This window comes from Pantoea folii (assembly GCF_056678875.1).
Map to the genome: position 1 here is coordinate 302,421 of NZ_JBWXON010000002.1, position 12,095 is coordinate 314,515.

The window sequence follows — 12,095 nt, forward strand, 5'->3', positions numbered from 1 at the left end:
GTATAACGGAAATCGTTACAATGAACTCCAAAGATATTGAGGTTTTCCTGATGGTGTCGCAAACGCGCAGCCTGACGCAGGCGGCACGGCGGCTGAATACTACGCCGATGACGGTGTCGCGTCGGCTGGCCTCGCTGGAGGACGATCTCGGCGTGCGGCTGATGCACCGCACGACTCGCGCCATCGCGCTGACTGTGGAGGGCGAAGAGTTTCTGCCCTATGCGAAATCGCTGGCGGAAACCGAACAGAGTGCACGCAATCTGTTTTCACCACACCAGCAAGGTGCGACTGGTCAGTTGCGAATTACGGCGCCTTCTGGCTTTGGTCGTCGCACCATCATTCCGCTGTTGCCAGCCTTGATGGAGGCCAACCCGGAACTGCGCATAGAATTTCAGCTGAGCGATGACGTCACCGACCTGGTAGGGTTGGGCTACGATGTCGCTATCCGCATTGCGCCGCTGCGTGACTCCCGTTTAGTGGCTCACCGTCTCGCTAACAACCCGCGTATGCTGTGTGCTTCACCCGATTATCTCCAACGCTTCGGCACGCCTCAGACATTAAACGACTTACATCATCACAACTGCCTGCGACTCTCAGGCGTGGTGCAGTGGAGCTTCATCATTGATGGGCATATTTCGAGCTTAAGCGTGGAAGGCCGTTTCAGTGGCAGTAACGTGGAAGGGGTGCGTACTCTGTGCGTGGCGGGAAGCGGCATTGCTCAGTTATCTGAGTGGGACATCCGTGAAGAGCTCGCTTCAGGCGAGTTAATCGCCATTGAATTACAGGATGCTCAACCGCAGATGCTCGGTGTCTGGGCATTGTTCCCCACAACTCGCCAGTTGCCAGCACGGGTGACGGTATTTCTTCATGCTTTAAAACAAGCGATGGAAAAAACAGATAAGTTACCTGTCACGGCACCCCGTTTATAGGCTTAAATCGTTGACTCACTGATTCACTTCATGGAGGCCCCTTTTGAAACCAGAAATTCAAACCCTCACATCGACAGAGATCTATCGTAACCGCTGGATGACGTTAAAAGAGGACAAAATTCAGCGTGCCGATGGCAGCGAAGGTCTCTATTCGGTGATCGAAAAAAACGATTTTGTCGTCATCCTTCCGGTGGAGCAGGACAGCATTTTTGTGGTTGAGCAGTATCGTTATCCGATAAGTGAACGCACCATTGAGTTGCCGCAAGGCAGCTGGGAGTTGGACCCCGGTGCGACACCAGAAGCACTGGCGGCGGGCGAACTGCAGGAAGAGACGGGATTGATTGCCAATCGTTGGCAGAACGTGGGCTATCAAAAACTGGCGCAGGGATACTCCGCGCAGGGTTATCACATCTATCTTGCCAGCGAATTACGCTATGAAGGGCAGAATCTGGATGCCGAGGAAGTCGGACTCACTGCACGCAAAATGAAAATCAGCGAGTTTCTGCAGCTCGTGCTGGAAGGTAAAGTGACCGATGCCACTTCAGTGACCGCGTTTTTACTGGCGCGGGCCAAAGGGTTGCTTGATTAAGCCGGGTAACGCACAGGGCCACATTGATGTCAGGTCGCTGTGCGTTTGAAGAGTGCGCATTGCTGCGCACTCTTCCCTGAACAATGACGCTTAGTGACTCGCTATCTCCGCCAGCACTGCTTGCGCATCTGCCGCAGCAACCGCGACACCATCAATGTAAAGCTGGCGCCGTTCTCCGGCTGGCAAAGCAATTTGCAGCGTTTTCCATGCTGGCTGATAATCGCCTTTGCGTGTGAAGCTCAGGTGGATTGCCTCGGCATCGCTGCGCATTTCCCAGCTTAACCACAGCGCATTACCCTGCTGATAACCCCAGGACTCACCGTCATCTTCGAACACCTGGCCATTGCTCACGCCTTTACCCTGTATTGGATAAAGCTGTAGCGTCCGGCGGTCATCTGCTTGTGCATCAACGTGACGCAGACGCTGGCTCAGTGGCAAGGCCGCACCGGCGCGAACCAGCATCGGCTGGGTTTCCAGCGGTGCTGGCAAGGTGATCCACTGACCGCCGCTGTACCACTGTTGCGTTGCGAAGTCATACCAGCCAGTTTGGTTATCTGGCAGCCACAAACTGCGTTCACGCTGTCCTGCTTCCACCACGCTGGCCACCAGTAAATCGCGGCCCAGCATAAACTCATCGCACTCGGCGAAGGTCTGTTCATCATGCTCATGATCGAGGAAGGTTGGGCGCAGCATCGGTTCATCGTCCGCGTGGGCCTGCCACAAAAGCGTATAGAGATACGGCAGCAGGCGATAGCGCAGTTCGACCGCAGCACGAATCGTAGGCGTGACCGACGGATACATCCACGGCTCATTCACCGTGTGATCGTCATTCCACGAGTGAATGGTGAAACGCGGGTGCATCACGCCGTTTTGCACCCAACGCACAAACAATTCTGCATCCGGCTTATCACCCGAGAAACCGCCGACATCGTGCCCGACGTTATACAGACCCGACAAGCTCATCCCCAGGCCCATACGGATGTTGTAACGCAGTGACGTCCAGTTAGTACGGTTATCGCCGCTCCATGTCTGCACGTAGCGTTGCATACCGGCACAGCCAGAACGCGAGATCAGGAAAGGACGCTTCTCTGGCGCGAAACGCTGCTGCGCTTCCATCGACGCACGCATCATCAACAACGGCATCACCGGGCGAATATGCTTGATGGCGATGGGCGTACCAAAGCCGTGGCAACGCGCTTCGCCGTCCCAAACTTCATATTCGTTGTTGTCATTCCAGGTCGAATCGATGCCCTTCGCCAGCAGCTGTTGGGTGACGTTCTCCTGCCACCACGCCACCGCCTGGGGATGGGTGAAGTCAAGGTGTGAACCCTCGTCATCCCAGAACACTGAACGCTCTGGCGCATCTTCTTCTGAATCGCGAATAAACAAGCCCTGCGCCGCGACTTCTTCGTAGCGCGGATGGTCCTGCAACAGGCAAGGTTTGATGTTGGCAGCCAGACGCAAACCGGCATCGTGGAACGCCTGGCTCATCACTTCCGGCTGTGGCACTTTGTCGTAGTTCCAGTTGAACACATAGCGCTTGTTATTGATCGAGGTATAACCCGATGACAATTGGAAAGAGTCGCACGGAATATCATGCTGTTCGCACAGGCGAATGAAGTTCATCAGCTGATTTTGTGCATCCGGTGCATCGGTGTAGTGCATGGTTGAGCCGCTGTAACCGAGGCTCCATTTTGGGCCAAACAGCGTTTTACCGGTCAGGCGCACAAAGGCCTTGGTGACATCCAACACTTTGTTGCCAACAAACAGGTAATAATCAATATCCCCGCTTTCCGCCTGCCAGCGGCGATAAGGCTGATGGTAGTTATCCAGCTCGTTACCGAGATCAAACCAGCTGCTGCTGAGGTTATCGTAGTAAAGACCGAAACTCACATCGCTGCGGCGCGTAATGGTAAACGGCACGTGTTTGTACAGCGGATCGGTTGACGAGGCGTTGTAGCCCATCGCATCGAGGTTACGCATCTCATAACGTTTGCCATTGCGTTGAAGGTCACCGGTTTTCTCGCCCAGACCGTAATAGGCATCGTCATTCATACGGCGCTGGTAGTGCGCCACACCATCACCGTGCGCGTTAATCAGGTAGGCACTGGTTGGGCGGTCGCAGGTCAGCAGTTGCCAGGCGCCAGCGCTATCACGATGTTGCCACTCCAGCGCCAGTGGCTGATGGACAATCACGCGCAGCACATCGGTGGAAACCACCAGCGTGTCGCCCTCTTCTTCCAGCGTGAACCCTGGCAGGGTAAAGCCCGCCAGGCTGTCACGTGGACGCCCTTCCCACTGCACATCGCTGTCTGGCGCTATGCTCCAGGTGCGGTCCAGTGCATAGCCGCTCTGACGTTTAATCGAAACACGGAACATGCCTGATTCCAGCACGAATAGGTTCAGCTGGTACTTCCCATCGACGGTTAACGCAACATGGTGTTGATCAGAATGCGTGAGTGACCAATTCTTTAAGGTTTTCATTGTTACCTACTTTAATCAGGCGCGCTGGGCGCGACGTTCAGCAATAAATGCAATCAGGAAGACCGCGCCAATCAGGTCGAAGAAGCCCATGGCGACAAATAACGGGTTAAAGCCAATCTTGTCGGCGGTGACACCAATTACCAGTGAGAACAGGAAGCTGGATATCCACGCGAAGGAACCGCGCATGCCATTGACGGTGGCCATCTGGCCTTTATCAAACTTCTCCACCACCAGCGCGCTGAGCATGCAGGAGATGATCTGGTGACCAAAACCGCCAATCGAGATCAGTGCAATCGCGACGTAGGGATCTTTGGTCATTGCCACCAATGCGAGGGAGAGCATCAGGAAAGCGCCGGTGACCGAACTGGCAACCACGGAGTTGACCAGTCTGAAACCAAACAGGCGGGTATAGAGGCGCGTCAGATAGCCACTGGCGACGCTACCGAGATCCGCCGCGAGGAATGGCATCCAGGCGAACATGGCGATCTGTTTGAGATCCATGCCGAGATCTTTCGCCAGGTAGAGCGGCACCCAAAAACTCAGCACGCCCCACGCCGGTTCGGCCATAAAAGCGGGAATGGCGATACCGTAAAAACGTTTATTCTTTGAGACACTTTTCAGGGCTTTAAAGAACGGTAATTTGACGGCAGGCGGTTCATTATCCTGACGAATAAATTCCAGTTCCGATGCAGACAGATTGGGATGAATTTCCGGATCGCGATACAGCAACCACCAGAGCACCACCCACGCCAGTGCCAGGCAACCCGTAAACAGGAAAGCGCCCTGCCAGCCGAAAGAAGCGTGCGCGAAGTAGATGATGGGCGGCGCCAGCATAGCGCCAATTGAGAAGCCCACGCCGGCCCAACCCGCTGCAACCGGACGCTCTTTTTTCGGGAACCATTCCCCTATCACTTTGGCGTTGGCTGGCGTGGCTGCGGCTTCCGCTCCGCCCATGACAAAACGCAGAATGGCAAGATGTACCCAGCTCGCCGCGCCGGCATGGAACAGACAGGCGACCGCCCAGACCGAGGCACAAATCAGGAAGCCGACTTTCAGGCCGATGACATCAATCAGCCAGCCGCAAATTGGTTGAAAGAAGGTGTACGCCAGCTGAAACGCACCGACGATCCATGAATATTGTTCAGTGGTGATGCCCAGGCTGGTTTTCAGCTCAGGTGCCAGAATGCCTAATGAGTTACGCGTGATGTAGTTGACGGTAACGCCCGCTAAGAACAACACCAATACCCACCAGCGCAAATTGCGGAAGGTGCGTTTGCTGCCAGCAGCAGCGATCCCTGGATTCAAACTGCGGTTCATCTGGTTCTCCAATCTTTATTAACATCATGAGCTTACAAATCCTGTGGTGAATGCGCGGGCAAGCGATAAACCGGAAATATCGCTGGCTGCCGCCCAGGAATTGCTGCTTGTTGTTGAGGAGCGACTTCAGTGAGTCATCTCTAACCATCCGCCAGGAGTGAACCACAGATGCGGAACCTGGTCGCCACTCAGATGCCGCATTTGTGATCTGGTTAACCAAAATGGCTTGCGAGGTTGACATCAGACGTTAAAGAGCCGAATTTTAGGCTCTGAGAGCGCAATCCACGCCATAAGGGGTGCGCTAACCGATAAATAGGTCAACCAATATAAGAATTGTCCTGGGTTTCATTTTCAGGACCTAAAAGAGGTAACAACATGAAGCAGACCTGGCGCTGGTATGGCCCAAATGATCCCGTTTCTCTTGCCGATGCACGACAGGCTGGCGCGACCGGCATCGTCACCGCCCTGCACCACATCCCTAACGGCGAAGTGTGGTCGGTAGACGAAATTATGCAGCGTAAAGCCATCGTGGAAGCCGCTGGGCTGGTGTGGTCAGTGGTGGAAAGCGTGCCGATTCACGAAGAGATCAAAACCGGCAGCGGTGAGTGTCAGAAGTGGATCCGTCATTACCAGCAGTCTTTGCGAAATCTGGCGCAGTGCGGTATTAAAACCGTCTGCTACAACTTCATGCCGATTATCGACTGGACGCGCACAGACCTTGAATATCTGTTACCCGATGGCGCGAAAGCGCTGCGTTTCGATCAGATCGAATTTGCCGTATTTGAGCTGCACATTTTGCAACGTCCCGGTGCGGAGAAGGATTACAGCGCCACGGAAATAGCGCAGGCAGCTGAGCGTTTCGCCAACATGAGCGAAGCACATAAAACCCGCCTGACGCGCAATATCATCGCTGGTTTACCGGGTGCAGAAGAAGGTTACACGCTGGACCAGTTCCGTGCTCAATTAGCCCGTTATGACGGCATCGGCAAAGCTGAGTTACGTGAAAACTTCGCGACCTTCCTGCGCGCGATTATTCCAGTGGCGGAAGAGGCCGGTGTTCGGATGGCAGTGCATCCGGATGATCCCCCGCGTCCGATTCTGGGTTTACCACGCATCGTCTCTAACGCAGAAGATTTGCAGTGGATGATCGATACCGTACCCAGCCCGGCGAATGGCTTCACCATGTGCACCGGCTCTTACGGCGTGTTGGCAGATAACGATCTCGCCGGCATGGTGAAACGTTTTGGCCCACGCATTTACTTCGCACACCTGCGGTCAACCAAACGCGAAGAGAACCCGAACACCTTCCACGAGGCAGCGCATTTAGGCGGCGATGTTGACATGTTCGCCGTCATTAAGGCGATTGCTGAAGAAGAACATCGTCGTAAAGCGGCCGGTCAGGAGGATTTGATTCCGATGCGCCCGGATCATGGTCACCAGATGCTCGACGACTTGAGAAAGAAAACCAACCCCGGCTATTCGGCGATTGGTCGTCTGAAAGGGTTGGCGGAAATTCGCGGTGTGGAGCTGGCGATTCATCGCGCTTATTTCTGATGGCATTCGTTGCTGCCGGGTGCCATTGATGGCGCACCCGGCTAGATGGAGTTTACATGAAACCTAACCTCGCCAATGGCGAACTGAACGTGACCCGCCCCGCCTGGAACCATCAGCGGCTGGTGCCGCGTATTGTGCATATCGGCTGTGGCGCCTTTCATCGCGCGCATCAGGCGTTGTATCTGCATCACCTGCTTGAAATCAGTGACACTGACTGGGGCATCTGTGAGGTCAACCTGATGTCGGCGAGCGGCAAACTGTTGGTCGAACAACTGCGCCAGCAAGATCTGCTCTACAGCGTGACGGAAAAAGGTGCCGGGCAGAACGACGTTCACCTCGTTGCGGCCATCAAAGAAGCCTTGCATCCTGCACTGGATGGACACGACGGCATTATCGAAGCGCTGGCTCGTCCGGAAACCGCTATCGTTTCATTGACGGTGACGGAAAAAGGCTATTGCACTCAGGGTGCCAACGGTGAATTGGATGCGGATAATGCACTTATTCAACATGATGTTGCGCACCCTGGCACGCCGAAATCCGCCATTGGTTTTATTGTCGAAGCATTACGTGTGCGTCGTGAGCGTGGTTTAGGGCCGTTTACTGTGCTCTCCTGCGACAACCTGCGTGATAACGGCCATGTCGCGCGCGCCGCTGTGATAGGCCTGGCGCGGTTGCACGATGCGGCACTGGCGCATTGGATTGATGAGAACGTTACCTTCCCCAGCAGCATGGTTGACCGCATCGTTCCCGCAGTGACCGACGAAACACATCAGGAGATTCGCGACTTGCTGGGCGTACCCGATCCCTGCGGCGTGGCCTGTGAGCCGTTTCGCCAATGGGTGATCGAAGATAACTTTGTCAACGGCCGTCCTGACTGGGATCGCGTGGGCGCGCAGTTTGTGGCAGACGTTGCCCCTTTTGAAATGATGAAACTGCGTATGCTCAACGGCAGTCACTCATTTCTTGCCTACTTCGGGTATTTGGGTGGCTGTGAAACCATCGCTGACACAATGCAACTCCCGGCCTATCGCCAGGCGGCATTGGCATTGATGATGCAGGAACAGGCACCTACGCTCTCAATGCCAGAGGGTATCGATCTGCAGGCCTATGCTAATCAGTTGATCGAACGTTTTAGCAACCCTTCCCTGCGCCACCGGACGCAACAGATTGCGATGGATGGCAGTCAGAAGCTGCCACAGCGCTGGCTCGATTCCGTGCGCTATCACCTGAAGCACGGCAGTGACTATCGCCACTTGATGCTGGGAATTGCCGGCTGGATGCGTTACGTGCTTGGGCAGGATGAGCGTGGTGAGCCTTATGATGTGGTTGACCCATTACTTGCCACGTTGCACGACATCAACCAGCACACGCCAGAAGGCGATGGGCGCGTTAGCGCCCTGCTTGCCGTGAGAACCATTTTTGGAGACGATTTGCCCGCCAATCCGCGCTTCGTCAGCCATCTTCAACAGGTTTACGCGCAGCTTTGCCAGCATGGTGCCCGCGCCGCCGTTGCATCCCTGAATCAGGAGCCGAAATGAAGCACTTTATGGATGACGATTTCCTGCTGCAAAGCGACGTTGCGCGTCGTTTGTACCATGACTATGCGGCTGACATGCCGATTTATGACTACCACTGCCACCTCAATCCGCAAGAGATCGCCGAGGATCGTCAGTTCGCCAACCTCGGACAAATTTGGCTGGAAGGTGACCATTACAAATGGCGCGCCTTGCGTGCTGCGGGCGTGGATGAATCGCTGATCACCGGTAAATCTACGAGCGATTACGATAAATACCTCGCGTGGGCCCACACCGTGCCCAAAACGCTGGGCAATCCGCTCTACCACTGGACTCATCTGGAGCTGCGTCGCCCGTTCGGCATCACCAATACGTTATTTGGGCCGGACACCGCACAACGCATATGGGACGAATGCGCCGAGAAACTGGCAACCCCGGCATTTTCTGCACGCGGCATTATGCGTCAAATGAATGTACGTATGGTTGGCACCACCGATGATCCGGTTGATTCGCTGCAATATCATCGTCAGATTGCTGAAGACAGCAGCTTTGATATTGATGTCGCCCCAAGCTGGCGCCCTGATAAGGTGTTCAAGATTGAGCTTGAAGGCTTTGTTGAATACCTGGGACGGCTTGAGGCAGCAGCGGATGTGGCGATCACCGACTTTGATGCGTTGCGCACCGCGCTGTTGCGCCGGTTAGATCACTTCTCTGCCCATGGCTGTCGCGCAGCGGATCACGGGATTGAAGTGCTGCGCTTTGCACCTGTTCCCGACGATAGCGTGTTGGACGCCATTCTGGCGAAACGTCGCAATGGCGACACGCTAAGCGAGCTGGAAATCGCGCAGTTTAGCAGCGCGGTGCTGGTCTGGTTGGGTTCCGAGTATGCACGACGTGATTGGGTGATGCAGTTACACATCGGTGCCATTCGCAACAACAGCACTCGCTTGTTCCGTTTGCTGGGTGCCGACAGCGGTTTTGACTCGATTGGCGATAACAATATTGCTTTGCCGCTCTCGCGCCTGCTGGATGCGATGGATGTTAACGACCAACTGCCAAAGACCATTCTGTACTGCCTCAATCCGCGTGACAACGAAGTGCTGGCGACGATGGCAGGTAACTTCCAGGGTGCGGGCATCGCCGGTAAAGTGCAGTTTGGTTCCGGCTGGTGGTTCAACGATCAGCGCGATGGCATGCTGCGCCAGTTGGAGCAACTGTCGCAAATCGGTTTGCTCAGCCAGTTTGTCGGGATGCTGACCGATTCACGCAGCTTCCTCTCTTACACACGCCACGAATACTTCCGCCGTATTCTGTGCAACCTGCTCGGTCAATGGGTGCAGGATGGCATTGTGCCGCACGATGAAGCGGTACTCGGCAACATGCTGCAGGATATCTGTTTCAATAACGCACAGCGCTACTTTACCCTCAATCCACGTTGAGAATTCCGCCCTGTGCTATAGTGCAGGGCGCCATTGATGGCAGCGTCAGTGGTCGTCAACTTCTTAATCAGCAGAAAAGAGCTCATGAAAACACAAGCATCAGCGCAGCGCCCTTATCAGGAAGTGGGGGAAATGTTGCGTAACATGATTATGCAAAAGCAGTATGCCGTGGGCGAACGCTTGCCGCCTGAGCGTGAACTGGCTGCGCTGCTGGATGTCACACGTACGCTGGTGCGTGAAGCACTGATCATGCTGGAGCTGGAAGGCTTGATTGAAGTGCGTCGTGGTGCCGGGATCTACGTGGTAAACGACAGTCCTGCACCGCGTGCAACGGCACAAGCCGCCTGTAACGATGCCGGCCCGTTTGAGATGCTGCAGGCGCGTCAATTGCTGGAGAGTAATATCGCGGAGTTTGCCGCCCTTCAGGCCACGCGTGAAGACATCATAAAGATGCGTCAGGCGCTGGAACTGGAAGAGAGAGAACTGGCATCCGGCGCCGTGAATGAGAGCGAGAACGGCGATCGTAACTTCCATTTAGCGATTGCCGAAGCGACCCATAACAGCATGCTGGTCGAGTTGTTCAAACAATCCTGGCAGTGGCGTGAAGATAATGTGATGTGGAGTCAGTTACATCGTCATCTGGTGAACACTCATTATCGTAAGCAGTGGCTCGACGATCACAAGAAGATCCTCGCCACATTGATCAAGAAAGATGCACGCGCCGCCAAGCAAGCCATGTGGCAGCATCTGGAAAATGTGAAACAGCGACTGCTGGAATTTTCAGATGTCGATGACATCGATTTTGATGGTTATCTGTTTGAATCCTGGCCGCTGGACAGTGCCAACGGCTAGAACAAGCCCTTGTTACCAAGGGCTTTCAGGCGATTACTGCGGTAATGAAGCTTTCAAACGCTGTGCTGCTACGGCCAGATTGGTTTCCGATACTGAGGCATACGAAATACGCAGCGTTGAAGTATCTGGATTATCACAGTAGAAAAACTCGCCCGGGACATACACCACACCCTTGCTCAGCGTGGTTTTCAGCCATTCGGTGGTGTTGAAAGCTTCCCTGAACGTTGCCCACAGGAACATGCCACCCAGCGGGCGATAGAAGTGTAGCTTATCCCCCAACTCCGTCTCCAGCGCTGCACATAATGCATCGCACTTCTGCTTATAGGCCGCGCGGATCAAGCGAATCTGCTCCGGCAAACGACCGGTTTCCAGATAATGACGCGTCAGGGATTGTGACAAGGCACTGGTGTGCAGATCCGTTGCCTGCTTCAGGTTCACCACTGATGACTTCAACCAGCCCGGCATGGTGATCCAGCCAACGCGCGCGCCCGGTGCCAGGATTTTGGAGAAGGTCGAGGTATAAATCACATTCTCGCTGGCCCCCATCGCTTGCGCATGGGATTTTAATGGGCGGAATGTCTGATTGGTGAAGTTGATCTCGCTGTAGGGATCGTCTTCAAAAATCAGGAAATCATACTGCTTCGCCAGCACGACTAACTGCTGACGACGCGCATCAGATAAGGTGACGCCGCTTGGATTGCCAAAGGTCGGAACGATATACACGGCTTTGATTGGTGTCTGTTTGACTAGCTCTTCCAGCTCATCAACAATCATGCCTTCGCCGTCAGTGCCAACAGATTTGAACTGCGCTTCAGCCAACTGGAAAACCTGCAATGCGGCGAGATAAGTTGGACGTTCCACCACCACCACATCACCGGGGTTGATCAACGCGCGGGCGAGAATATCCAGTGACTGCTGGGAGCCAGAAGTGATCACCACGTCGTCTGGCGTGCAATCAATACCGCGGTCGGCTGAAATGCGGCAGATCGCTTCACGTAACAGCGGATCACCTTCACTCAAGCCATATTGAAATGCGTTGTGACCATCCTGCGACAAGGCGCGATCCATGGCGATCTGCAGGCCTTCGGTATCAAACAGGTCGGGATTTGGGATGCCACCACCCAGAGAAATCACCCCTTCCATTTTGCTGTGTTTCAATAAATCACGAATGGCAGATGAATGAATGCGTTGAACGCTTTTGGACAATTTTTGCGACGACATAAAACCTTTACCTGATTATTTTTTTCTAAGACTAAATTCATAACATAAGTTAGCTAAGCTGATAATCACATTTTCACTGTCTGGCAAAGAGAATTTAGTGCCGGAAGGTAACTACAGGCATTGAGAAAAAATCACCCGGTGAAACTAACGAAAAAAGGCGGAGGGGTGAGCTCCGCCTTGCTTCAAGTTCCGGTCA

Annotated in this window: 9 protein-coding genes; 6 read left to right on the forward strand and 3 right to left on the reverse strand. The window is 54.4% G+C overall.

Annotated elements, in window-relative coordinates; translation table 11 throughout:
* Positions 1-20: 20 nt before the first annotated feature.
* Together AC1MDE_RS04870 and AC1MDE_RS04875 are read left to right on the forward strand one after the other, a co-directional pair.
* Positions 21-929, forward strand: a complete 909-nt coding sequence (locus tag AC1MDE_RS04870) for a LysR family transcriptional regulator (RefSeq protein ID WP_034827224.1) — start codon at positions 21-23, stop codon at positions 927-929.
* A gap of 43 nt (positions 930-972) precedes the next feature.
* The gene (locus tag AC1MDE_RS04875) at positions 973-1,518 is read left to right on the forward strand and encodes an NUDIX domain-containing protein (RefSeq protein WP_479400915.1); all 546 of its coding nucleotides are present in this window, start codon (positions 973-975) and stop codon (positions 1,516-1,518) included.
* Between the two features lie 90 nt (positions 1,519-1,608).
* Here AC1MDE_RS04875 and AC1MDE_RS04880 read toward each other — a convergent pair whose 3' ends face one another.
* Positions 1,609-4,002: a glycoside hydrolase family 31 protein gene (locus AC1MDE_RS04880; protein ID WP_480344345.1), complete on the reverse strand. Its 2,394-nt coding sequence runs from the start codon at positions 4,000-4,002 to the stop codon at positions 1,609-1,611.
* Between the two features lie 15 nt (positions 4,003-4,017).
* Positions 4,018-5,319, reverse strand: coding sequence for an MFS transporter (locus tag AC1MDE_RS04885; protein ID WP_034827231.1), 1,302 nt, complete (start codon positions 5,317-5,319; stop codon positions 4,018-4,020).
* Positions 5,320-5,694: 375 nt separating this feature from the next.
* On the opposite strand from AC1MDE_RS04885, the gene uxuA reads away from it, so the two are divergent.
* The 4 genes from uxuA to uxuR all read left to right on the forward strand — a co-directional run bounded on the left by uxuA (position 5,695) and on the right by uxuR (position 10,678).
* Positions 5,695-6,873 carry a mannonate dehydratase gene (uxuA, locus tag AC1MDE_RS04890; RefSeq protein WP_479398470.1) on the forward strand — a complete coding sequence of 393 codons (1,179 nt, stop codon included), beginning with the start codon at positions 5,695-5,697 and terminating at the stop codon, positions 6,871-6,873.
* 56 nt (positions 6,874-6,929) lie between these two features.
* Complete coding sequence (locus AC1MDE_RS04895; protein WP_480344346.1) at positions 6,930-8,411, forward strand: fructuronate reductase; 1,482 nt, start codon at positions 6,930-6,932, stop codon at positions 8,409-8,411.
* Positions 8,408-9,826, forward strand: coding sequence for a glucuronate isomerase (uxaC, locus tag AC1MDE_RS04900; protein WP_058959960.1), 1,419 nt, complete (start codon positions 8,408-8,410; stop codon positions 9,824-9,826). Before AC1MDE_RS04895 ends, uxaC begins: the two co-directional genes overlap by 4 nt.
* Before the next feature lie 84 nt (positions 9,827-9,910).
* On the forward strand, positions 9,911-10,678 hold the full coding sequence (gene uxuR / locus AC1MDE_RS04905; protein ID WP_058960025.1) for a Uxu operon transcriptional regulator: 768 nt from the start codon (positions 9,911-9,913) through the stop codon (positions 10,676-10,678).
* 33 nt (positions 10,679-10,711) lie between these two features.
* Here the strand turns inward: uxuR and AC1MDE_RS04910 are convergent, their stop codons facing one another.
* A complete protein-coding gene (locus AC1MDE_RS04910) occupies positions 10,712-11,899 on the reverse strand; it encodes an aminotransferase-like domain-containing protein (protein ID WP_058959961.1) in 1,188 nt (395 codons plus the stop codon).
* Positions 11,900-12,095 lie beyond the last annotated feature (196 nt).